Annotated in this window: 21 protein-coding genes and 1 pseudogene; 9 read left to right on the top strand and 13 right to left on the bottom strand. The window is 28.8% G+C overall.

All coding sequences use genetic code 11. From position 1 onward, the window contains the following. Nucleotides 1-8: 8 nt before the first annotated feature. The 5 genes from JJC01_03640 to JJC01_03620 form a co-directional block, all read right to left on the bottom strand. Nucleotides 9-1,196, bottom strand: coding sequence for a YgeY family selenium metabolism-linked hydrolase (locus tag JJC01_03640; GenBank protein UDN58971.1), 1,188 nt, complete (start codon nucleotides 1,194-1,196; stop codon nucleotides 9-11). 133 nt (nucleotides 1,197-1,329) lie between these two features. Continuing rightward, nucleotides 1,330-2,544, bottom strand: a complete 1,215-nt coding sequence (gene dpaL, locus JJC01_03635; GenBank protein ID UDN58970.1) for a diaminopropionate ammonia-lyase — start codon at nucleotides 2,542-2,544, stop codon at nucleotides 1,330-1,332. Between the two features lie 613 nt (nucleotides 2,545-3,157). After that, nucleotides 3,158-4,966 (bottom strand): sigma 54-interacting transcriptional regulator, encoded by a 1,809-nt coding sequence (locus tag JJC01_03630; GenBank protein UDN58969.1) that lies wholly within the window; start codon nucleotides 4,964-4,966, stop codon nucleotides 3,158-3,160. Between the two features lie 368 nt (nucleotides 4,967-5,334). Beyond that, a complete protein-coding gene (locus JJC01_03625) occupies nucleotides 5,335-5,712 on the bottom strand; it encodes a RidA family protein (protein ID UDN58968.1) in 378 nt (125 codons plus the stop codon). A 366-nt stretch (nucleotides 5,713-6,078) separates the two neighbouring features. Continuing rightward, nucleotides 6,079-6,225 (bottom strand): hypothetical protein, encoded by a 147-nt coding sequence (locus JJC01_03620; GenBank protein ID UDN58967.1) that lies wholly within the window; start codon nucleotides 6,223-6,225, stop codon nucleotides 6,079-6,081. Between the two features lie 352 nt (nucleotides 6,226-6,577). Here JJC01_03620 and JJC01_03615 point away from each other — a divergent pair, with 352 nt between their 5' ends. Together JJC01_03615 and JJC01_03610 are read left to right on the top strand one after the other, a co-directional pair. Continuing rightward, a complete protein-coding gene (locus JJC01_03615; protein UDN58966.1) occupies nucleotides 6,578-7,063 on the top strand; it encodes a hypothetical protein in 486 nt (161 codons plus the stop codon). 330 nt (nucleotides 7,064-7,393) lie between these two features. Continuing rightward, a pseudogene (locus tag JJC01_03610) lies at nucleotides 7,394-7,663 on the top strand (Fic family protein). Between the two features lie 68 nt (nucleotides 7,664-7,731). Here JJC01_03610 and JJC01_03605 read toward each other — a convergent pair. The 6 genes from JJC01_03605 to JJC01_03580 all read right to left on the bottom strand — a co-directional run bounded on the left by JJC01_03605 (nucleotide 7,732) and on the right by JJC01_03580 (nucleotide 14,751). Then, nucleotides 7,732-9,129 (bottom strand): glycoside hydrolase family 55 protein, encoded by a 1,398-nt coding sequence (locus JJC01_03605; protein UDN58965.1) that lies wholly within the window; start codon nucleotides 9,127-9,129, stop codon nucleotides 7,732-7,734. A 45-nt stretch (nucleotides 9,130-9,174) separates the two neighbouring features. Beyond that, nucleotides 9,175-10,638: a hypothetical protein gene (locus tag JJC01_03600; GenBank protein ID UDN58964.1), complete on the bottom strand. Its 1,464-nt coding sequence runs from the start codon at nucleotides 10,636-10,638 to the stop codon at nucleotides 9,175-9,177. Nucleotides 10,639-10,663: 25 nt separating this feature from the next. Further along, on the bottom strand, nucleotides 10,664-12,013 hold the full coding sequence (locus tag JJC01_03595; GenBank protein ID UDN58963.1) for a glycoside hydrolase family 55 protein: 1,350 nt from the start codon (nucleotides 12,011-12,013) through the stop codon (nucleotides 10,664-10,666). 457 nt (nucleotides 12,014-12,470) lie between these two features. Next, complete coding sequence (locus JJC01_03590; GenBank protein ID UDN58962.1) at nucleotides 12,471-13,010, bottom strand: flavodoxin family protein; 540 nt, start codon at nucleotides 13,008-13,010, stop codon at nucleotides 12,471-12,473. Next, nucleotides 13,003-13,419 carry a MerR family transcriptional regulator gene (locus JJC01_03585; GenBank protein UDN58961.1) on the bottom strand — a complete coding sequence of 139 codons (417 nt, stop codon included), beginning with the start codon at nucleotides 13,417-13,419 and terminating at the stop codon, nucleotides 13,003-13,005. Before JJC01_03585 ends, JJC01_03590 begins: the two co-directional genes overlap by 8 nt. A 210-nt stretch (nucleotides 13,420-13,629) precedes the next feature. Then, nucleotides 13,630-14,751, bottom strand: coding sequence for an aldo/keto reductase (locus JJC01_03580; GenBank protein ID UDN58960.1), 1,122 nt, complete (start codon nucleotides 14,749-14,751; stop codon nucleotides 13,630-13,632). Between the two features lie 139 nt (nucleotides 14,752-14,890). On the opposite strand from JJC01_03580, the gene JJC01_03575 reads away from it, so the two are divergent. Together JJC01_03575 and JJC01_03570 are read left to right on the top strand one after the other, a co-directional pair. Then, nucleotides 14,891-14,977, top strand: a complete 87-nt coding sequence (locus tag JJC01_03575) for a winged helix-turn-helix transcriptional regulator (protein UDN60116.1) — start codon at nucleotides 14,891-14,893, stop codon at nucleotides 14,975-14,977. Nucleotides 14,978-15,186: 209 nt separating this feature from the next. Further along, nucleotides 15,187-16,854, top strand: coding sequence for a cell wall-binding repeat-containing protein (locus JJC01_03570; GenBank protein UDN58959.1), 1,668 nt, complete (start codon nucleotides 15,187-15,189; stop codon nucleotides 16,852-16,854). Between the two features lie 238 nt (nucleotides 16,855-17,092). On the opposite strand, the gene JJC01_03565 is transcribed toward JJC01_03570, so the two are convergent. Continuing rightward, nucleotides 17,093-17,956, bottom strand: a complete 864-nt coding sequence (locus JJC01_03565) for a conserved phage C-terminal domain-containing protein (protein ID UDN58958.1) — start codon at nucleotides 17,954-17,956, stop codon at nucleotides 17,093-17,095. 540 nt (nucleotides 17,957-18,496) lie between these two features. On the opposite strand from JJC01_03565, the gene JJC01_03560 reads away from it, so the two are divergent. The 5 genes from JJC01_03560 (at nucleotide 18,497) to JJC01_03540 (ending at nucleotide 25,135) form a co-directional block, all read left to right on the top strand. Beyond that, nucleotides 18,497-19,417 carry an AraC family transcriptional regulator gene (locus JJC01_03560; GenBank protein ID UDN58957.1) on the top strand — a complete coding sequence of 307 codons (921 nt, stop codon included), beginning with the start codon at nucleotides 18,497-18,499 and terminating at the stop codon, nucleotides 19,415-19,417. 90 nt (nucleotides 19,418-19,507) lie between these two features. After that, entirely contained in the window at nucleotides 19,508-21,928 is a 2,421-nt protein-coding gene (locus JJC01_03555) for an excinuclease ABC subunit UvrA (protein ID UDN58956.1), read from the top strand. Next, on the top strand, nucleotides 21,928-22,950 hold the full coding sequence (locus tag JJC01_03550; protein ID UDN58955.1) for a serine hydrolase: 1,023 nt from the start codon (nucleotides 21,928-21,930) through the stop codon (nucleotides 22,948-22,950). Before JJC01_03555 ends, JJC01_03550 begins: the two co-directional genes overlap by 1 nt. A 102-nt stretch (nucleotides 22,951-23,052) precedes the next feature. Further along, nucleotides 23,053-23,799, top strand: a complete 747-nt coding sequence (locus JJC01_03545; GenBank protein UDN58954.1) for a MerR family transcriptional regulator — start codon at nucleotides 23,053-23,055, stop codon at nucleotides 23,797-23,799. 85 nt (nucleotides 23,800-23,884) lie between these two features. Next, entirely contained in the window at nucleotides 23,885-25,135 is a 1,251-nt protein-coding gene (locus JJC01_03540) for an MFS transporter (GenBank protein ID UDN58953.1), read from the top strand. Between the two features lie 248 nt (nucleotides 25,136-25,383). Here JJC01_03540 and JJC01_03535 read toward each other — a convergent pair whose 3' ends face one another. Further along, entirely contained in the window at nucleotides 25,384-25,800 is a 417-nt protein-coding gene (locus tag JJC01_03535) for a DUF3795 domain-containing protein (GenBank protein UDN58952.1), read from the bottom strand. Nucleotides 25,801-25,805: the final 5 nt, after the last annotated feature.

The following is a 25,805-nucleotide window of genomic DNA, read 5'->3' as shown; positions in this document are numbered from 1 at the left end:
TCTCCTAATTATTTTTTATAAACTGATTTTAATATTCCATAATATCCTTCTGCACCTTTGAATAATTGGTCTAACTCTATATGTTCATCTATTGTATGAGCAAGATTTTCTTTAGAAGGACCAAATCCTATAGTTCTTATCCCAGCCTCACCTGCATAATGGCTTCCATTTGTACAGAATGAATATTGAGTTATTTCTGAATCTATTCCAGCTTCTTTTAATCCTTTGTATGCTGCTTGAACAAATTCATCATCTTCATCATATAACCAACCTGGGAAGAATCTTTCACTTTCTATAGTATTTCCTGTATAACAGTCAGCTTTTTCAGATGCATAAGAAACTTTTGCATTTAATTCTGAGTCTTCTTTCATCATTTCATCTAATAATGCTTGTATTGGAGCTAGTACTCCTTCTCTTGTTTCTCCAACTAATAATCTTCTATCAAAAGTAGCTTTACAATAATCTGGCACCACTGATGCACCTGGATATGGAGAAGATTTTATATCTGTTAAAACTAATATTCCATCACCTAAAACTGGATGAGTTGGAGGTACTAATTGTTGTATTCTTTGAATTACATTAGCCATTTTATAAACTGCATTTATACCTTTTTCTGGGTTAGCAGAGTGAGCTGGTTTACCAAAAGTTTCTACAACTATTTCTCCTCTACCTCTTTGACCAATCTTTAAGTTTAGTTCTGAAGATTCTCCGATTACAACATAATCAGGTTTAACAGCTTTACTTATTTCTCTAGCTGAAACTCCTTCAAATATTTCTTCATGAACAACTCCTGCTACATATAATTCACCTTCGAAGTCTTTATTAGTATCTTCTGCAAAGTATGAAACAGCCGCCATCATAGCACTTACTTGACCCTTCATATCAGAAGTTCCTCTACCATATATTTTTCCGTCTACTATTCTTGCTTCAAAAGGAGGAACACTCCACTTACTTGCATCTGGAACTGGAACTGTATCTATATGCCCATCAAATAATATTTTTTTCCCTGGTTTGTTTCCTTTTATGCATCCTATTATATTTCCATATCTATCTCTTGACCAGCTGTCAAAACCTAGCATAGCAAAATTTTCTTCAATTGCCTTTACTACATTTTCTTCTTGACCTGAATAACTAGCATTTCTTATTAAATCTTGGCATACTTCAGTTAATTGTTTTTTTCTTATTTCATTTAACATTTTGATATTCCCCCATATAATTTTTAATTTATTGATGTTTCACTTTATTTATTGGTATTTTACTTATTTACTTATTAATATTTCACTTATTAAACTTTTATTTAGACTTTATTTATTTTTTATTTTAAATTTTTTATTTACTTTGGTATTCTCCATTCCAAACTATATCTTTATATTTGTCTGGGTCAGTGTCTCCTTCTGTACTTATTAATAATACTTTAGAGTTTTCATCTAATTTCAAAGCCTCTCTTAAATCTTTTAAATCTTCACTTTCAAGTATTGAAACTAATGCTCCAGTTGTAACTGCTCCAGATTCTCCAGAGATTACTTTTTCATCTCCTCTTAGAGGATTTCCTAAAACTCTCATACCTTTAGCAGAAACCCAGTCTGGTGCTGAAACGAATGCTGATGAATAATTTTTTAATACTTCAAATCCTATAGTATTTGGTTCTCCACAAGCAAGACCTGCCATTATAGTTGGCATATCTCCACCTACAAATCTTGGTTTTCCATCTCCTGCTTCTGCTGATTTATAGTAACAATCTGCCTCATCAGCTTCTACTACTACTGTTATTGGGCATTCATCATATATTGAAGCAACATATCCTTGAACTGCACCAGCAAGCGAACCAACTCCTGCTTGCACAAATACATGCGTTGGTCTATCTACTCCATATTCTTTTAATTGTTCTATAGCTTCTTTAGCCATAGTTCCATATCCTTGCATTATCCATGCTGGTATTTCTTCATATCCATCCCATGCTGTATCTTGAACCATTACTCCATGGTCATCAGCTTCTGCATAATCATTAGCTAATCTTACTGCATCATCATAATTTAAGTCTGTTATACTAGCATCTGCACCTTCTCCTTTGATTTTATTTAATCTAAATTCAGAAGAACCTTTTGGCATTAATACAACAGATTTTTGACCTAATTTATTAGCTGTCCAAGCAACTCCTCTACCATGATTTCCATCTGTAGCTGTAAAGAAAGTTATTTCTCCTAATTGGTCTTTTATTTCTTTTGAAGTTAATTTTTCATATCCTAACTCTGATATATCTTTATTTAATCTTTGAGCTAAGTATTTACCCATAGAGTAAGAACCACCCAAAACTTTAAATGCATTTAATCCAAATCTATAAGATTCATCTTTAACATATATTCCGCTAACTCCTAATAATTTTGCTAAGTTATCTAATTTAACTAAAGGAGTTTTTTCATATTGTGGAAAACTCTCATGAAATGCTTTAGCTTTTGCAATTTCTTCGTCCTTTAAAAATTCAATTCCTTTTTCTTTTTCCTCTGCTTTAGGTAAGTTATTTAATTTCCATTTTATTTCTCTCATTTATTTTATATTCCCCTTTCAAATTTTTCGATGTCATTATTAATTTTTTATCTTTGTGTCTTTATATAAAGCAATTACTGTGCCAATATTATTTATTCTAAAAATATTTTTTTTATGTTGGAATTACATACTTTTTTCAAATTTATTTAAATGTTGTAAAATCTGAGTGTGAAAAATAAGATTTATAAAAGAAAAAATTCTCATATTGGGAAATTTTTATCAATACGAGAATTATCATTTCGAGAAACCGTTTCTTTGTTTTTATTTTCCTTTATTATGCTTTTACTTTTCTATATGTCTGTTATTTTGTCTTGTATATTACTATTTTTACCTTCTATATTTATATTGTTATAACCTTCTATATTTTATGTTTTTATTTTAGCTTTCTATAATACTGTTATTTTTATGTTTTACATATTTGTACTTTATAAGCTCAAACTTTTATTTTCTATTATTTATACTGACTCAATATCTTACAAGCTTATAATTTTATTTTTATATAGTATTATTACTATATTAGTCTCTTCTAGTGACACTTCTATTATAGAGGCTTTATTTTTATTGACCTACAAATCACATTGCCATACATTTAAAACTATTTTCTATGTTTAATTTATTGTTGTTCCTCTTCTAGTTTTCTGTATAATGTAGCTAAACCTATCCCTAAATCTTTTGCTATTTTCTTTTTTGTCTTTGTATCTCTTCCATATTTATTTAACAACTTATGTATGTAAGTTAACTCCAATTCTTTAATTGAAAGTATTTTTTCTTGGTTTTCTACTATTCCCCCGACTATATCATCTTCAAACTTTGTTACCTCATTATTACTCTTAAAACTATTTCCTTCAATATTATAATAGTTCAAAATATCTAATGGAAGCATATCTTTATAGATTATTCCATCTTCTCCAACTAAATTCATCATATATTCAACTGCATTTTCTAATTCTCTTATATTTCCCGGCCAATTATAATTAACCAACATATTCATTACATTTTTTTCTATTTGATTCAATTTTATATCTAATTCTAAAGAATACTTGGAAACAAATTTCATCATTATAGTTTCAATATCATCTTTTCTTTCCCTAAGAGGTGGCAAATTTATAGGAATTACGTTTAACCTATAGTACAAATCATCTCTAAACTTACCTTCATTCACCAACTTAAGTAAGTTTTTATTCGTTGCAGCAATTACTCTTATATCTAAATCTATAAGTTTATTTGAGCCAATTCTTGCAAATTTTCTTTCCTGCAAAACTCTAAGTAACTTTGCTTGTAAAGGCATAGATAGGTCTCCCATTTCGTCAAGAAATATGACCCCTTCATTTGCAAGTTCAAACTTACCAACCTTACCTCCACTACTAGCCCCACTAAATGCACCTTTTATATAGCCAAATAACTCACTTTCAAGAAGGTTTTCTGGAATAGCAGCACAGTTTATAGCAATAAATGGCTTATTCCATCTACTTCCTTCAGCATGTATAGCTCTAGCAATTAGCTCTTTCCCTGTACCACTTTCACCAGTTATAAGAACTGTTGAATTTGACTTTGCTAATTTCTTAGTTCTCTCTTTAACTTTCACCATTGATTCTGAGTTCCCAATTATAGACTCTATATCACTATTTCCCCATCCACTATTGACTTTCCCATGTCCTTTATGGTTTATATATGTCTTATCAAATATAATTATCTTGTCATATTGATTTATATATGGATATACAGGAATTATTTTGGCATTTATATTATAAATTTTGTTATCAATATCAATTTCTAGTAATTCATGTCCATTTGAAGAAGATTCAACAGATACTATTTTTACTGTATTTTCTATTATATCTTTTCCAATATCTAATTTTTTCAAAGCAATATTGTTTATATAAGATATTTTGCTATTTATATCTAATATAACAACACCTTTTTCAACATTTTCAATTATTTCTATCATCATGTTCATTTTTCTACTGCTACTTTTTGACACTTCATGTTCTTCTATCTTCATAGAAATTAAATCGCATATATGATTGACAAACTTCAAATAATTATCTATTTTTGCACTTATTTCTACTTTTTTAGTTTTATCTGTACTAATAGCACCAATTACTCCTATAGTACGATTATTATATTTTATTGGAACTGCTATTATTACTTTATTTAGGCATTTCATGTAATGGGAACATTCTATACAAAGCTGATTATCACATATATCTAATACGACTAACTCCTGACCTGTCTGTATAACTTTATCATAAAGAAAACCTTCAGTAACAACGCTTTCATTTATTTTTGATTTATACAGACCTGTGCCACTAATTCTTATTAATCTATCATCAACTATTTCAATATCTACATCTAACACGCTAGCTACTGTTTCAGTGTATTTTATCATTTCCTGTTGAAATTCTTTTAATTTACTTACCATAGTTTCCCCCATTAGAATTTAATTTACTAAATTATCAGTTTAGCTATATTTTAACATATAGTTAATTTTTAAAATATATATAAAACATTACTTATTTATATATTTACATTGAAATACATAATAATAATTATAAAAAGATTGTTTTATATTAGGATTACTTTAATTATAATACACAAATAATAAAATAAAAAAAGCTTTCCTCCTATAACAAATATATTTTTGGCACAAAAATATATGTTATATAAGAAAAGCTCAATAGTTAAATATTTAGATAGATTTTTATATAGACTTTTTTAATATAAACTTTTTAATTGTAGACTTTTTTTATTAGTTTTTAATTTTCATTAGTTTTGTCATTGGTTTTATTATTATAATACTGCCATTGCTTCAATTTCTAAAACTGCATCTTTTGGTAATTGAGCAACTTGTACACATGATCTTGCTGGTGGATTTTCTTTAAAATATGTAGCGTACACTTCGTTAATATCATTAAAATCTTTTAAATCTTTTACGAAAACTGTAGTTTTAAATACTTTATCCATAGTTGTACCAGCTTGTTCTAGTATTGCTTTTACATTGTCTAAAGAAGCTTTTGTTGCTTCTTTTGGGTCAGATACTAACTCGCCTGTCTTCATGTCTATTGGAAGTTGACCTGATGTAGAAACTATATTTCCAACTTGTATTGCTTGAGAATATGGTCCAATTGCTCCTGGAGCTTTCTCTGTAGCTATTACTACTTTTGACATGATTTCACCTCCTATTATTAAGTTATATTTACAGGAAAATAAAATTTCCTAAACACCAATATTAATATGAACCTCTAGACAAGAAATCAAGTCCAAAGTTTCAAATAATCAATACTCAGATTATTATATTTATTTGTGTTCATGTTAATATTTATTAAAGCAATTAGCATGCCAATTTCTTTTTATTCATAAAACTTTATGGAACCACTTAAAACACCTAAATTGAAACCTTTCCATAAAAAATAATCCGAAAATAGTTTTTTTATAGTACTAATTTTTTTCTCATATCTGGAATTTTACCAACTTGAGAATTCTTGTTTTGAGAATTTGCGAATTTTATTTAAATAGTTCTAAAGCTTTAAGTTATTATGCTATCATGTATGAAAGAACTATGGTTGACAATCCTACTGCTACAAATAGCAACACTTTAATCCAGACCTTATTTACTTTTGTTATCATAGAACCTATTGAAAATATAATAGCCAAGTATAATAGTAACCAAAAAATTATCATTCCACTACTGCTGCTGAAAACTTACAAAACTATTTTTTAATGACCCCATTTATTTTATAAGATATACGTTTATTTTATAAAATATAAGTAAAGTATAAGATTATTTCAGCAACTTTCTCCCTTCTTATTTTTTAAATCTTTTATAGAATTGTACCATGTTTGAGTGAATTTTCATACTATTAAGTCTTTACCTCTACAAAACAATACCTCTCATTTCATGCCTAATAATGTAAGATTACAGCTATTTTATTGATTTTGATAACTTGATTGACTATACTATTATTAGTTTTTATTTGTATATAAAGCTACTATTTATATGCAAAATTTTTATTTATATAGGGGGTTTTTAATTATGAACAAAAGTCCATTAACAGCAGAAACAACAGAAGAAATGCTAAAAGTACTAAGTGGGAAAGATTATAATATTGCTTATGATTTTCATAAGCTTGGTCAATCACTCGATTGCAAGATTGAACCACGAACAGGAGCTCGCTCTTATCGTATATTATATTCAACTAAAAAACCAAAGCGTAGTCTATTTACTATTGAATGTAATGAGAAAAAATGGAGAGTTAAAGCAAACCTTTATAATCTAAATACATATAGAGATACTGTGGAGGAATGTTCTAAAACTATTAAAGATAGTATTACAAAAACTCGTACTTGTAAAAAATGTAATCCAAAATGTATTGGTGGTTCTTCATTTGAATTAGATGGCAAGTCCTATATAACTTGTGTAGGAAGTGGACATTATTTTGCTAATATGGAAGAAATAGATTGGAAAAATCTAAAAAAGTTAATTAGTAAAGAGAATGATATTATGCAGAAATCTGTTTAATATGCTACTAACTATTAAAACCAAAACAACTACTAAAACACATATAAATTTAGATATCAAATAAATGATAAAAATGTGCATAGATTTGTATGTATATCAAAATTCTGTGCATATTGAAAAACTGTGTATACCAAAAGGCTGTGGATAAATTTACTTTTCTGTAAATCTAATTATAGCCTTTATGTATTGCTTTTACTATATAGCCATTAAAGTTATTTTGTAATCTTAAATTCCCATCTTCATGTACTGCTTCTATTATATAATCATAAGCATCTACGTTACATTTCGATATCGACTTTATCATATAATAAGTTTTAGATACATAAGCTTAAGGAGTTATTTGAAAATGATATTACTCTATCAGCAACAGAAGAACATATATTAAAATATATTTGTAGTAAAGATAACTATCCTATGACATTAGAAAACTATATTAAAAATAATAAAAGTAGATACTTAAAGGCTGGAATAGAGGAAATCGAATTAGTTGACTAGTTAATGAAAGTGTTTAAGAACCTTGAAGAAATAGAGATTTTATCTAGAAAAAATGATGTATATAAAGTTAATGAAAAGTACTTAAAAATGCTTGATATAGACTAAAAATTTATTATAAAATATTTTACATAAAGAAATGAATCCCTATAACAGGATTCATTTCTTTATGCTATTTATAATGGATTTTCAGAAATGTATTTATAATAATACACAGTTTCTTTTCCTATAAGCTCAGAACCAAGTTTTTCCCAATAGTCTCCATAGGTATGTATTATCTGACAAATATCTGACTCTGTTGATTTAACAATCAAACCAGGATTGGATTTAAATATGTCATTTTTCTTATCAACATCTCCAAATTTCAACTTACCACTGTTTAATAGTAATAAGTTTCCGTTTTCGTGGTGCGACATTGTGCTAATCCCATTAGCAATTTCTGGGCTAGAGGAATCAATAAATATATAATCATTGAAGTTATTTTGTAATCTTAAATTTCCACCGCCATTTGCTGCTTTTATTATATAATCATGAGCATATATGTTACATTTCAATGTAGATTTTACCATATAGGTAGTTTTAAATACATAAACTTTATGTTTATATTCTAATCCATCATCCCAATTATCCTTATTATCACTAATCAAATTAACATGGCAATTCTTAAGACTATCTCCATAGAATAATGAATATGCATCTTCTTTCCTATTTTCCATATTTAAATAAGTATCATAATCTGTATTATAATAATACTGACCACATCTTCTTATAATCCCAGATATATAAGAATCTATCACCGTACCAAATGCAAAACCACAATGTCCGCATTGATCGATTGTAATATTATTGATTTTATAACTACCATATCCTTCAAGGTTTTTAACTCGACTACTTTCTAGACCAACTTCTTGTATTTTCTCAATCCTTACATTATTTATACTAGTACCAGTTCTAATTCTCATTCCATTTTTACATTTGGATATTCTACTATTGGAAATAATTACATCAGTACCTGTATCAACACCTAATCCACAAGATGAAACTGTAATGTCACTTGAAATTGAATAATATGGTATCTGAATTCCTATATCTGAAAAACCACTTATATAAAGATTTTCATAATGACCTAGACCTCTCTCGGTATTACCTATATCATCAGTCTTAATCGCTGACACACCCTCTAGTTTAGTTTCAATCTTATAATGATAATCTGGGTTACCCTTTGTTGGAGGTTCATCATTAACGAGTACATCACAGCTATCAGAATAAAAACTTATATTTTTAATACATTGTTTTCTTTTTGTCAATGTGATAATACTCATATTAGGAATTCCATGTGTTATAAATTGTGTAGCAGGTGTTGATGAATCAGAATCTCCATGTAAGGTTATTTCTTTATCAATCGTGATACCAGTTTTAAATAAGTATTTACCTTTTGGGAAATACAAAACACAAAACTCTGTTTCATTAATAATTTTCTGTATAAAAGGTCCTACATCATCCGAACCATCGTTTTTAATCTTAGGCTCTCTTTCTAACACATTAATCCATTTTTTATTTTTAATTTCTTCCATAATATTATCTATTCCTTTCTTATTTAATACTAGAATATTATTTACTTATTTCTCTATCATTTTATGATATCGTACCGTCGTTCCAAGCTCTACTTTTTCGCCAACTTTCTCCCATTTTCCACCATAATAGGTAGCAACTGTATCACTTGTATTATTTCCTGTTGTCAGGATGTCATTTATCTGTGGGCTATACATCTTCATATTATCATTTATATACATATCGCCTTTTTTTATCTTGATTTTATCACCATAATCTTCTTCAGATATGCCAATACCATTGACACTACTAAGTTCCCCATCATGGAATATAACTGTTTGTCCTTTGTTATTGTATATCAAATTTCCTTTTTCTGATTCAAGAACCATATCAGTAGCATCTATAGTGCATCTTAATAATACATTTTTGGTTTCAAATGCTTTTATAAGATATATCTTATGTTCCTTAAACTTGGTATTACCATTTTCATCTTTAACATCCCCACCATCTTCCCAATAGTCTGTGTTATTATTTGTTATTGTTATATTACTTGATTCTATTGAATTTCCATATAACAAAGAATATGCTTCTTCAATTCTATCTTTATCATTTAACTTTAAATAATCCTCATAGCTAAAATTAAAATAATATTGTCCACATCTTGAGATATTTCCTGATATTTGGGTATTAGATATTGAATTAAACTTGAATCCACAATAGCCACATTGGTCAATTGTAATATTTGTTATAAAGTTTGAGCCCTTACCAATACTGTCAATAGCAACTTTACCAACTTCTTCTACTCTCATACCATTTATAAATGTTCCAGTAGAAATTTTCATTCCATAAGTACATCCCCAAGTCTTTCCATTAGTAATTATTGAATTTTCTCCTGCACTAATCCCACGATTACATGTAAAAATAGTAATATCATTTGCTGTAGAATTATTAGGCATTTCAAGTGCAATTTCAGCAAAACCACCAAAGTCTAGATTCTCATAATGACCAGATCCTTCTGATACATTATCACACACAATTGCTGATATATATTTTCCTTCATATGTTAAAATTATTTTATGATGAAGTCCTGGTTCTCCATTTGCAGGAGGGTTATGAGTATTATCAACTTTATCGCTAGGTCTATAGCAGCTATCTGATTGGAAAGAAATACTTTTAATACAATGTTTTACACCCTTTACTGTTATCACTGCGAAACTTTCTATTTTACCCTCTTCTATCTTTTTTTTATCAAAGTTACAAGAGAATTGTGTTGCCCCTGAATTAAAAGCTGGATTACCTGCATTATTTGACCTAAAATAGGTATCTCCACATAGTGTTAATCGTTTGTTAATCTCTATACCGCTTGTAAATAAGTACTTCCCACTTGGAAAATATATAATAGAATCTTCTGGTGCAGCCTTTATGATTTCTTGTACTCTAGAACTTACATCTTCTTTTTCATTATTACAAACTCCATAATCTAAAACATTAATCCATCCATCTGTTTCTTTAATTATTATAGGTTCTCCCATAATTCACTACCTCCTCATTTTGAAACTAATCTTCTATTTTTTTATAATAGTACATAGGCTGTCCATTAACTGTTTTTACACCAATTTGTTCCCATGTTCCACTATGCAACTTACTTATTTCTTCTTCTGAATCTAATATTGAAGATATAACAGTGTTCTTTCTTAATCTAGGTACTATTAAATCCTGTGCATTATTTCTTATACTAAGTGTATTGTCAATTATTCTAATAAAATCACCTTGATCTTTATGAGTATAAGCAATTTGAACTCCACCTACAGAACAAATCTCACCATCATAGAACTTATAAGTATTCCTACCATTTTCTAATAATAAGTTTCCTTTTGCACATTGTATAAAATTATCAGCCTCAGCATCACATTCTAGAGTTACATTTTTAGTATCATTTGCTTTAATTACATGTATTTTACGCTCTAAACCATTTTCTAGAGTATCAACATTATTATTTACCAATACAATATTGCAGTTATCTAAAGTGTCTCCATAGAATATAGAATAAGCCTCTTCTTTTTTGTCTGGAAGATTCTTATAAGTATCATAGTCAACATTTTTATAATATTGGCTACAGTTAGTAAATCTTGCAGTTATCTGGCTATGAGACATTTTTTCAAACATAAATCCGCAGTATCCACATTTATCAACTGCAAGATTCATAATAAGATTGAAACCAAGCCCTTTATTATCAATACCTACTTCTTGAATGTCTTCTATTCTTATGTTGTTTAAGCTGACACCAGTTGTAATTTCCATTCCTTTTTTACATCCATAAATCTTACTACTAGAAAGCATTGATTTTTCTCCAAGTTTTATACCAAGACCACATGAAGTAACAGTAATATCATTTGCAGTAGCATAAAGTGGAATTTCTATTCCTGTTCCTGAAAATCCAGAAATATATAGATGTTCAAAATGTGATAGACCTTGTACTCCTTCTCCTTCTGTTATAGCAGATACATCTTCAGGTAATTTATTTTTTTCGCGATTATCATAGTAAAAGTTAATATTCTTTACAGTTTGATTTTTCTCTGCTAATGTAATGATACTCATATTAGAAACGCCTCTAGTTATAAAATTTGTTGCTCCTATGAATGTTTTTTTATCTTCTTCACTTTCACTTAATTCTGGAACATCTCCCCCATAATAAGAATTTCCTTGAAGTGTTATTTGTTGGCTAATTTTGATACCTTTTTCAAATAAATAGTCACCATTTGGAAAATATATAACGGAATCCTTTAATGATTCATCAGAAACAATTTCTTGTATCATATCACTTACATCTTTTTTTCCAGTAATGTCTATTTCACTGTTTAGTTCCAGCACATTAACCCAGTCTGGAGTTTTAGTTTCAATTGCCATGATTAATTCCTCCTTTTAAAATTTAAATTGTTTGTATTTACAGGAATAAGTGCATTTTAACTATAATCATATACTTCCTGTAACTCCTATACTATCATTAAAATTCATCTTATCAGTAGTTGATTTGTTTATAAAACGTTTATATTTTATATATAATTTATTTATATTTATTTTATAATTTATTCACTTTATAAAATTAGTATTTATATTTATGATATGATAATAAAATATGAAGACTGATGCTATGGATGAAAAAACTAATTATCTAGTTTACCAATTATATACAACAAAAAGCTGTAGGTAAATTTGTTTTACACAAATCTACTTACAGCCTCTAAATGGTAGAATACATTTTAGTCTACTATTTATTTTATCAAGATTATTTTGTCTAGATTATTCTGAACTCACTCTATCAATAAAATTTAGTAAATCTGATACTCTTAAAAATCTCTCTTCACTACACTGACTTGCCCATTTCATAGGCATGATTCATTGCTACACTTTCTTTGATGTCACCTACATGCCAAGCTCCTATGCCATACACTATACCTTTTTCCTTAGCACCATTTAGACATGACGTAAATCCTCTGAATCCTTCTAATGTTCTTTCCATAGCCTGCTCACTATTGTCGGCTGCAGCAACGATGAAATAAAACTCTTTTCCAGAAATTTCAGTGTATCTCGAACAAGTTCTATCAATCATAGTTTTCATCTGTGCATTCATAGTATAAAAATAAACTGGAGTTGCCAAAACAATCACATCTGCTTTAATCATTTTTTCAAGAATTTCTTCCATGTCATCTTTTTGTGAACAGTTTCCACCTTTCTCGTAACAGACTCCACATCCTATACAATATTTAACATCCTTATCTTTTAAAAATATTTTCTCTACTTGGTTTTTAGATTCTAATGCCCCTTGCATAAATTGGTCACATAATAAATCAGAATTACCACCTTTTCTAGGGCTTGCAGACAATACAAGTACACTTTTATTCATAAGACAATACCTCCGTTCTTTGACTCTCACTATTATTTTTTAATGTTTTTTCTTTTTCAATAACTTTATCCTCGTATCCATCAATTTTACTATTTAATCGTTCTAAAGTTTTCTGCATATCTTCAATTCTTCTAGAAAGCTGATTTCGTTGTTCTATTAAAAGTTCTTTTCTCGCTTTGATAGTTTTGTTCCCTTGTTGAAACATAGTTACATATTCAATCAATGTCTCAATGGAAAGTCCTGCACTTCTCATACATTTGATGAAATTAACCCACTCACAATCTTTTTCTGTAAAAGACCTAATTCCACTTTTATTTCTATTTACAGGTGGTATTAAACCAATTCGTTCATAATATCGTAAAGTATCTGCTGAAAGTTCGTATTTTCTACTTACTTCTGAAATTGTCATACAAATCCTCCTCCTTTCTTGATACTGTATAATTTAAAATCGGATTAAATAGTTTAACTGATATTTCATTAACTTCGACTTTTCTATATAACATTAATTATTTTACTGATATTTCATTAACTTCAACTTTTCTATATAACATTAATTATTTCACTTATACTTAATTAACTTCAAGTTCTTTATATATCATTAATTATTTTATAGTAGCAATTATTTTTCAAATATTTCTGCTACATTCTTTAGAGATTCTACAATTTTAATATGTTGTGGACAATTTTTTTCACACTGTTTACATCCAATACAATCTGATGCTTTTCCATAAGTTTTAATGTAGTTATTATAATAAACCATTTGTGTTGAAAATCCAGTATTAAGAGCTTGCTTTTCTGCATTGTATAAAGCAAAATAGTTTGGAATAGCGATATTTTTTGGACATCCTTCTACACAATACTGGCAAGCAGTACATGGAACTGCGATTGCTTCATTTATAATTTCCACTGCTTCATTTATAACATCATATTCTTCCTGTACAAATGGTTCAAAATTTTGCATATACCCTGTGTTGTCTAATAGTTGTTCCATATTTGACATTCCACTTAAAACCATCATGACATTATCTTTACTTGCTGCAAAACGAATTGCCCATGATGGCACTGACATATCTGGATTATAATCGTTAAATAATTTTTCGGCTCTTTCTGGTATTTTTGCTAGTGTACCACCTTTTACTGGTTCCATAACTATAACAGGTTTATTGTGTTTCTTTGCTACTTCATAACACTTTCTAGATTGTATGCTTTCATTATCCCAATCTAAATAATTAATTTGTAACTGCACAAAATCTACTTCTGGATGCTCATTCAATACTTTGTCTAATAGTTCTGCACTATCATGAAAAGAAAAACCAATATTTTTTATTTTTCCTTCTTTTTTCTTTTCTTCAATAAACTTGAAACTGTCAAATTTTTTAGCTATTTCATAATGTGATACACCAATGTTATGTAAAAGATAATAATCAAAATAATCTACACCACATTTTTCTAACTGTTCATTAAAAATAGGCTCCTGCTCTTCTTTTGTTTTTAAAGCCATTAGTGGTAGTTTTGTAGCTACGGTAAAACTTTCTCTTTTATGTCTCTTTACTAGAGATTCTCTAAGTGCTATTTCACTTTTACCCATATGGTATACATATGCTGTATCAAAATATGTGAATCCTCTCTCTAAAAAAGTATCAACCATATTATTTAAGTAGTCCATATCAATACTTGTAGCATCATTTTCGTCTTTTATTGGTAAACGCATTAACCCAAACCCTAATTTTTTTTGTTCCATTGTCTTGCTTCCCCCTTTATGTATTCTCTACTTTAATTTATGTTTTTAAATATTTATAAATTTTCTATAATTATACTTTACTACTTAGAGTTAACTTCAAGTCAATAGTTTTTTTATTTTTTAATTAAATACTATAAAAATTTATCAAGAAATTCCACCTAAAGTAGAATATTTCCTAACAGATTTAGGAATAAGCTTTGTCCCTGTTTTAGAACACATGAAATAATGGGGAAAAACCTATTTATCAAATGATAAAAATAATCCATCCTGATTTACATATATTCAATGTCAAAAACATTTTCCCAAAGATTTATGATACAATGTTAAATAATAAAATAAAAGCTTTATATTGAATAATCTTATCTGTTGATTTTAAGATTATATTTTACTAGTTCATACTAAATAATAAAATATAAGGATTGTGAGGTAAAAAATATGAATAAGAAAAACTTAGCTATATTAGTGGCAGGTATGATGTTTTTTTCTAGCTCTTCAGTAATCTTTGCAAACAACGTAACAAAGCAAGAAAGATTAATAGGTAAAACAAGATATGAAACGGCTGTAGAAGTGAGTAAATTAGGATGGGTTCAATCAAAGGTAGCAATTATAGTCAATGGTAACTCTATTCAAAGTGCACTTTGTGCAAATCCTTTTGCTAAATTAAAAAATGCTCCTATACTATTAGTAAATGATAATAGTATAGAAAGTTCAACTAAAACTGAACTTAAAAGACTTGGCGTAGATAATGTATATATAGTGGACAGTGGAAATAGTATATCTAATAAAGTAGAAAATAAAATAAAATCACTCAACATAAAGGTAAATAAAATAGTAGGAAATAATATCTATGAAATGTCTACAAATTTACTTAAAGAAATAGATAAAATAAAAAAAGTGGAAAATGTAGCAGTTGTAAATGGATTAAAGGGGTTATCTGATGCAGTTAGCATAGCTTCTCCATCAGCAATACATAATATGCCTATAATACTAGTATCAGAGGAAAACAGAAATAATAGCAGTATAAATTTCTTAAACAATAGGTCTATAAAAAAATCTTATATAGTTGGTGGAAATAAGATTTTATCAGACAATACAGTAAAAAAATATCCGAATAAAGAAAGAATCAGTGGTTCAGATAGAAACAATACCAATGCCAAAATTATTGAACAATTTTACAAAACCAAAAGTATAAAAAATGTGTTTGTTACTAAAGATGGTATGAACAAGGAAAATGCACTAGTAGACGCATTATCAATAGGAGTATTGGCAGCCAAAGAAAATTCTCCTGTAATAATATCTAATGGCACTCTTGTAAACAGCCAAAAAGATTTTATTAACAATAAAGACATAAAAGAAGTAACACAAGTTGGCGGAGGTGATAACCAAAAAGCATTTGAGGATATCTTAAAGCTAAAAAATGTCGATATAAGAAATAAAACTAAAAAAATATCTTTAATTGAAGCTAAGGAAATATTAAAACAAGCTGTTCCAGAAAGTAATGTTTTAGTTTGTTACTACGACCAAGATGATAATAAATACGACAGTAAGGTTATAAAGGATAATATTGTATATGAAGTAGAAATAGACGCCTACTCTGGTAAAATAATAGAAATTGAAAAAGATGATGATATAAATAATAATTTAGGTGTCAAAAATATATCTTTAGATAAAGCTAAATCTATAATACTAGATGCCATTCCTAATGGTAATTTAATATACTGTAAATATGATGCTGGCGATAATGAATATGAAGCTAAAGTTGTAAAAGATAATAAAACATATGAAATAGAGATAAATGCATTTGATGGAAGAATTATAGATATTGATATGGACGATGATTATGATGATAATGATTATGATGACTCTGATAATAATCACAATAATAGTGATTCTAATTCTAATAACAATAACTCTATAATTAGCATTGAAAAAGCTAAGTCAATAATGCTAAACAAAGTACCTGGTGGTAAAATAGTAAAATTTGAATATGATAAAGATGATAAAGAATATGAAGGCGAAATAATAAAGGGAAATAATGAATATGATATAACAATCAGTGCAATCACTGGAAAAATATTAGAATATGAAGTTGATACAATATAGTGTATGACTCTAATGATACAGTTTATAAAAATTTTCTTATTTGATATTGCTGTAATTTAAATTTGATATTACTGGAATTTTAAAAATTCCAGTAATATTTTTTATTATTAATAACACTAATAACCCTATTTTCTATACATATAATATATCTGAACATAAACTATATATGAATTTTAGATTTTTCATAATATCTATTCTAGTATATCTCTTCTAAACTTATATTTCTTATCCACTATAATCACTTTTCATTTAAGTAAGTCTTGAATTCATGACCAAACAGAGTCTCTGGTTTTATATCCACTAGTGTAGGAGTCTCCTTCCAGCTCTTCACTCTTGATTCTATAACTTTATAAAAATCTTCTAAGCTATGGCCTTCTTTTCTTCTTTCAGCTATAAGTTTATTATCTGTTTCTGAATCAAACCTAAAACTTTCCCCTGACTCTTTATTTAACTTTTTTATAATATTTTCATAAATACTTTCTATATAACAGTATTCCTCTTCCACATCAGTATTTTTCTTGGAGTTCTTTTTTAATAACTCTTTTTTTAAATTTTTTTTTAATAATTCTTTTTTCTTTGTTACATCTTCTGTTTCATCTACAGTATGAAGTTCTGGGTCATAACCCCATTGTCTATACTCTTTATCTACATAGCTATACATATTGGTATCACTGGTCTTATCTTTGTCATACTTATATTCATGTTTTGATACCTTTTGGATACTATTATTTGTTTCATTAATATTTTCTAATATATCTTCAAAAAAACTTCTACGTTTCTTTATTACACCTGTATCATTACTTTCAGAGCATATATAACTATATACAGAGCAACAATTTCCCTTCACTCCTCGACTTATTAGTCTCAATATTCCTAAATCTATAAATTCATTTACAAGCCTACTTATTGTAGATATTGATAAATCAAGGTCAGATGCAGCCTTTCTTACAGTCATCATAAACTGTCCCCTTGGTAAAGTTCCCCTTAATCTTTGTATGTTTTCTTTTCTCATTATATAGTGATTAAACCTTATTTTGTTTACATCACTTCGCTCGTTAAAATATAACACTGCTGAATTTAATTGATAAAAACCATTGTTCATATTCTTATTCCCCCAATTAAAATAAATAGTTGTTTGTAAGTATTTTTGTATTTCTTAATAATTTATTAGATGATTATATTTTATTAAAAATCATTCTTCTATATTTTTCATTTTAAAGTTTTAAAGGCTCTATGTTAATAGATGAGATTTAACTTTTTTATTTAAACAATAAATTTAATAATTTTTTTAATATAAATATTTTATTATTTAGTAAACATTTTCTTGAAATTGATATATTGTTCTTAGTATCAAAGTTTACACCCCTACTAGATATTAAGTTTTTGTCTATGTTATAGTCTCTAACTTTATATAAATGTATAATCAAATATACAATCTAAAAATATATCACTATGTTATACTAAGTGTTACAAAGTAAGATAGAAATTCTCTTATAATATAAATTGTTGTTATATATAAGAAAAACTCCTAATAAAAAATCTATTTAACATTTTTTTACTTTAAATTTCACATACTCAACGCTTTATTTACTATAAATAAGGGTATTTAAAATATGTATTTTTACAATAAGGAGGTATACTTATGACCGATTCCCAAATTAAAAAAGAATACTTACGTCGTATTTGCAAAGTACAAGACTACATAGAAGAGCATTTGTATGATTCTCTTTCTCTTGAAGAGCTTTCTAATATAGCAGGTTTTTCAAAGTTTCATTTTCATAGAATTTTCAAAGCGATAGAAAAAGAAACATTGTCACAGTATGTAAATAGGTTAAAACTAGAAGGAGCCACTTCTTTTCTTATTCATCGTACTGATATGACAGTTACTGATATTGCACATTATTTCGGTTTTACTGATTCCGCAGTTTTTTCGCGAGCCTTCAAAAATTATTATAAGATAAGCCCTATAAAATATAGAAACAATTATAGCAAGAATTGCAAAGAACCATATAAAATTTCTCAGTATAATAGACACATATCAAAACTTAAATCTAAAAATAAGAGAGAGGTTAAGGGAGAAATTGAAATCTTAGAACTTGATAATGTAAATACAGCTTATATTAGATACACTGGGTCATATGGAAATTTGGCCAGTCACTTTCCAAAGATTGTAGAAAAACTCTTTGATTATGCAAATGAGCAGAATCTAATTGAACTTGAAAAGACAAAGATATTAGCTATTTATCATGATAATCCTCAATTTACACAAGAACATCATTTGAGGACTAGTATTTGTATGACAATTCCAGATAATATTGTTGTCAAAGAAAATAGCGACCTTGGCAATATTACAATACCTTCTGGGAAATATCTGGTGGGACATTTTAGTATTTTTCAAGATGAATATAGTGATGCTTGGGATTTTATGTATAATGAATGGCTATCAAATGATGAGCATAAACTACGTAATTCTTTTCCTTTTGAAGTATATCTTAATGACCCAAATAGTCACCCACAAAATAAACATATAGTTGATATATATTTACCTATAGAGCCTTTTTAATACTATGATTTCGCTTAACCTCTTCTTATATTAATGATTAAAACATACCAATTTTATAGTTTGATAAAATTAATAAAATGAGGTGAATTAATGAAAGAAATAAAAATCAAAGGTGCAAAAATACATAACCTAAAAAATATAAATATCTCTATCCCCAAAAATAAGCTTGTAGTTGCAACAGGTGTTAGTGGTTCAGGTAAATCCAGTCTTATGTTCGATATTGTATTTGAGGAGGGGCGTAAACAGTACTTACAGTCCTTAGGCATACTTTCAGGCATTGATAATGAGAATAAATTTGACAATATTCAAGGATTAGCTCCTACTATAGCTGTTAAACAAAATATCATCCGTCAGAGTAATCCTCGTTCAACAGTAGGTACTAGAACCAATATTATTAGTATGCTTACACTATTATATTCAGGAGAAGGACAAGTAATATGTTCTGCGTGTAACACTCCTGTAGACAACAATCTTATTTGTAATAATTGTGGTAATAAAGAAGAACGCTTAAGACCAAGTTATTTCTCATATACCTCTTCAGATGGAATGTGTATGAAATGTTCTGGACGTGGAGCATACTTTGAGATTAATATTGAAAAACTTATCTTGGATAAGCGCACTACCCTAAAAAAAGTTTTGGATAGAGCCCAAATCACACCAGGATATTTGAGAGTGTTATCTAAGAAGTTCAAAGATTACTTAGATATACCATTCTTACAATTGCCTGAGGAAGTACAAAACGAGGTACTATATGGTCACTATGAAAATGGAAAACAAAGTTCTTCTTTAGCAAAAGTACTTCATGGTCGTCACCAAAGAGGTGAAGACTTAAATGGTATTTATAGAATGACTACTTGTTCTGAGTGCCATGGTTTTAAAATTGGTGAAGAAGCACGCCAAGTTTTATTAAATGGAAAGCATATTGGTGAACTTGGAAAGATGAGCATTTTAGAAGTTCATGAATTCCTAAAGTCATTATTGAATCAAGACAAACTAACTATTCTAGGTAAAAATTTAATAGCTGATATTTTAATTAAGACAAATAATCTAATAAGGGCACGACTAGGTCATCTGTCCTTGTACAGAGAGATGTCAACTTTAAGTGGCGGAGAAATACAAAGGCTATTTTTAAATTCTCACCTTGATTCAGAGATGGACTCATTAATTTACGTACTTGACGAACCAACTGCGGGATTACATGAATCCGAAAAAATCGACATTCTAAAATCCATTAAAGATTTAAAAGATTTAGGTAACACTGTCATTGTAGTTGAACACGACAAAAATACAATTAGTATGGCAGAACATATTATTGATATAGGGCCAAAAGCTGGTATTGAAGGTGGACAATTAATATATCAAGGAGATTTAGAAGGTCTACTTAAGTCAAATGAATCAATTACTGGACAATATATCTCAGGAAAATACTCCATGCCTACTAGAACATCATCTAAAAATATTACGGACATTGAAAAAATGCATTGTATAGTTGTTCAAAATGCAAGTACAAATAATCTTAAAAACGTTACTGCATCATTACCTTTAGGTGCTATGGTTGGAATAGCTGGAAAATCTGGTAGTGGAAAAAGTTCCCTTATATCAGATACATTACTCCCTCTTCTTAGAAGTTACTTCAACAATCAAGCAAGTAATAATAAAACCACTATTAAAGAAAATGAAGTAAGTAATGAGGATGATTATACAATTGTAGAAACTATTGCTGATAAATTAAGTGGTACACAATATATCTCTGGATATTCAGAAATATCTCAAACTCCTATTGGTAGAAATATGAACTCAACTCCTGCCTCTTATATTGGGATATGGGATAAGATACGTGTTTTATTTGCAGGTCAACCAGAATCAATAAAACAAAATTTCACTGCTGGGCATTTTTCATTCAATTCAAAAGGTGCTTGTCCTAAGTGTAGTGGTAGTGGATATGAAAAAATCTGGTTGGGAAATAATTTAAGTATGGACAGTATATGCAGTGAGTGTCATGGAAAAAGATTTAATGATGAATCCCTATCCATTAAATATAAGAATAAAAATATCTATGATGTCTTAAATATGAGTGTATCTGAAGCTGTTGTTTTTTTTGAAGATACTCCAAATATTGTTTCACACTTAAAAGTACTAGAACAAATTGGTATGGGTTATATAAAGCTAGGTCAACCTACCCCTACTTTAAGTGGTGGAGAATCTCAAAGAATCAAGCTTGCAAAAGAGATTGGTAAAAAACGAAAAGGCAATATACTCTATGTGTTGGATGAACCCACTACTGGTCTAAGTCTGTATGATACTGCTAAACTAATTCAATTGTTGGATGAATTAATCGAAAATGGAAATTCTGTAATTGTTGTTGAACATGATATAGAAGTTCTAAATACTTGTGACTGGATTATTGAACTTGGTCCAGAAGGAGGAGACAAAGGCGGATATATCATTGCAGAGGGTTCTCCTCAACAACTAAAAGAAAACTCAAAGTCTATAACAGGGAGGTATTTATAATGGATAAAGGCTACTGCTTAGATTTGAAATTTGAAAATATAGACCCTTCAAGTGTTGGAATGGATTCAAAAAAACTTTCACAGCTTGAACCTTTAATAATCTCACAATATAGCAATATAAACGCAATAATCATAGCAAGAAGAGGAAGTATCGTCTTTGAAAAATATTATAATGGTTATAATGCTGACGATACTTTTCATGTTGCATCTGTCACAAAAAGTATCATATCAGCCCTAATTGGTATCGCAATAGACAAGGGTTATATAAAGGATGTTGAGCAAAAAGTTGTTGATTTTTTTCCTGAATATAATTGTAGCCCTGCTGATATATACAAAAAAGCAGTAACTATACGCCACTTGCTTACGATGACTGCACCATACCCTTTTAAAAATACAACTGAATCATTAGAGAGACTTTCTAAACAACGAGATTGGGTAAAATATGCCCTAAATCAACTTGGTCAAAACAAAAACATTGGAACTTTCAAATATTCTTCAGCTGGAGTTCACCTACTTTCAGCTATTATTACAAATACTACAGGAAAGTGTGCTCGTGAGTTTGCTAATGAACATCTATTCAAACCTATTGGTATGAGAGAAATACCCGATTATGATATAGAAAATTTTGATTTTGAAGATTTATTTGGAAAAAATCTTAAAGGTTGGGCAAAAGACAGACAAGGTAATACTGCTGGTGGCTGGGGACTTACATTGAGTGCCAGAGATATGTTACGATTTGGTTCTCTGTATTTAAATGATGGTATTTGGAATAATAAACGTATTATATCTAAATCATGGATTGAAGAATCAACCAAAATGAATTCCAATGAGTATGGTTATCTATGGTGGCTATGTGAAGAAGATGGAGTTCTTTGGTATTCAGCAATGGGAGCTGGAGGAAATGCCATCTGTTGTATACCAAAGTACGATTTGGTTATAGCAATACCATCTAAGATAGTTTTTAAACCTCGTGATAGATGGCAGCTTATTAAAAAACATATACTTACTTCTATAATAGAATAGTTGTATATGGAATTATTATAACAACCCTCCACTATAACACCAGACTTTCGTTTAGTGATATTATTGTTGATGCTATATACACACAAGAGGAGTTGAATATAAATGAATACCTACACAACATCAGAAATAGCAGATTTAATTGGTATACATCCTAATACAGTACGTTTATATGAAGAACTTGAACTAATACCTAAACCTAAGCGTAATCCTAATGGCTATCGTATTTTTAACGATTTTCATATAGAGCAATTTAAATTTGCTCGTACAGCCTTAAAAATTGAAGTTACACAAAGAGGATTGAGAAAAAATGCAATTGAGATTGTCAGAACATCAGCAAATAAAGATTTTGACAAAGCTATTTCTCTTGTTAGTCATTACTTACAACAATTAGAAATAGAAAAATCAAATGCTGAGGAAGCAATCAATATTGTTAAAGAAATTTTAAATGGAAACACACAAGAGACAGACAAGTTATTTTTAACTAGAAAAGAAACCTCAGAACACTTAAAGGTTACAATAGATACTTTAAGAAATTGGGAAATGAACGGGTTATTAAAAGTAAAAAGAAAGCAAAATGGTTATCGTGTATATACTGATGAAGATATAAAGCGCCTTAAAATTATTAATTCGTTACGCTCTGCAAACTATTCTCTTTCAGCTATTTTAAGAATGTTAAATGCTTTGTCTTGTAATCCCAATGCTAATATTAAAAATATTATTGATACTCCAAAAGACGATGATGAAATTATCTCAGTATGTGACAAATTGATAACCTCATTGAAAGAGGCGGAATACAATGCAAAATCAATGAAATCTCATCTTCAAAGCATGAAAGAACAATTTTCTTAACCCTCCACTCTAACTCCATACTTTGATTTGTGTGTTATTCTTAAGAGCAAGAAAAATTAAACACACAAATCAAAGGAGGAATAGAATGGAAAACAAAAATACTCATTTTACATGGAAGCAAAAAATCCTTACCTTTTTAGTGAGCCAATATATTTCCCTATTTGGTTCATCACTTGTACAGATGGCAATGATATGGTATATCACACTTCAAACGTCATCAGGCATATGGGTAACAATCTTAACTGTATGCTCCTTCATACCACAAATGCTAATATCTTTTTTTGCAGGTGTATGGGCAGATTACTATAATCGAAAAATACTCATCATTGTATCTGATACTATAATCGCTGCTTCTACACTAATACTACTTATGCTTATGATGTCAGGAATTAAAGGAGAAAATGAATTAATCGCAATTGCTGTTGTATCTATTATTCGTTCTTTAGGAAGTGGTGTACAGACACCTGCTGTAAATGCACTGATTCCTCAACTTGTGCCAGAGGAACACTTAATGCGTTTTAATGGTATGAATGGCAGTCTTCAATCTATAGTTCAATTTATAGTTCCTATTGTATCCGCAGCAATTCTTGGTCTAGGAAATAAAATATCTCAAGTACTTTTAATTGATATTATTACTGCAATTATTGCTATTGTATTACTCTGCTTCATTAAAATATCTAAACATAATATAATAAAACAAACTGAAAAAGTATCATTTTTAACAGACATGATATCTGGAATAAAATACTCTTTTTCGGATAAATTTATTAGAAAAGTAGTTTTTACTTATGGCGCTTTCATTTTTCTTTGCGTACCATCAGGCTTTCTTATAGGATTATTGATTGAGCGTACATTTGGTAAGGGGTATATTTATCTATCTATTATTGAAATGATTGGCTTTTCAGGTATGGTTCTAGGTGGATTAGTTATAGGAATATTTGGTGGCTTTAAAAATCGAAATAAGACATTTTTCTTGGCAATGTTATCTTATGCTATCTTTTCTATTATTTTGGGCTCTGTTACACAAGCTTGGCAATTTTTCATATTCATGTTTTTTACCAGTTTTTCAATCCCAATTATTCAAGCAACAGCTATGACCATGTTGCAAGAACATGTAGTACCAGAAATGCAAGGTCGTGTATTGGGCTTACCTACTATTATATATACTGGTCTTATACCTCTTGGGATGATACTCTTTGGACCACTTGCTGATATGGTATCTATTAATTTCTTGATTATTGTTTCAGGTGTAATAATTGCATTTTTTGCTTTATCTATTCCTTATTCAGGACAATTTTATAAGCAAGGCATCTTTAAATCAAAAGAAATTAAATAATATGCTAAAGAAACTAAATAATATACTAAAAAAATTAAGTAATACACTAAATAAACTAGGTAATATACTAGATAAATTTTAATTGTTCTATTTTGATTTTTATACATAATACACTAAGATAGTTTTAATCACTACAATAGTTTTAATTAACCTAGTTCAAATTTTATAGACCTCCGTTTCATTTACATATTCATTTTCATCAAGAATTAAATGAAACGGAGAAAAGCTATATGCCAATAAGACTATTATTATTTTGATTCCTTTTTAGCATGACACTCAGAACATTCAGAGTCATGTAAAGAAATAATGCCACCACAATAAATACAAGTCCATTTTTTTAATTCTGCTTCCATCAAAGTAGTTATTCCAGACTCTTTAGCTAAAATATTATTTTTTATAAGGCTCTCTTCGTATCTTTTATTGTAACTTTTTTCCAAGTTTTTGACCAATTTGCATGGAAATTTTTCACACTCAAAACAGTATGTAATCTTTTCTATCTTTGTACACTCTTTTATATTACACTTTCTGCAATGTTCTGGTTTCCCCAAGTCACCTGCATAACATCCCTGACAAGGTTTCTTTGAATAACAATGTTCATAACAGACTTTACAGTTCATCCCACAGGGAGCAAACATAATATTTTCAATCTTATTGGGCATTTTCATAATAC

This window comes from Clostridioides sp. ES-S-0010-02 (assembly GCA_020641055.1).
In the GTDB taxonomy this organism is placed as follows: Bacteria; Bacillota; Clostridia; order Peptostreptococcales; family Peptostreptococcaceae; genus Clostridioides.
Note: the sequence above shows the minus strand (reverse complement) of the source record. Positions and strands in the feature narration are given on the sequence as shown.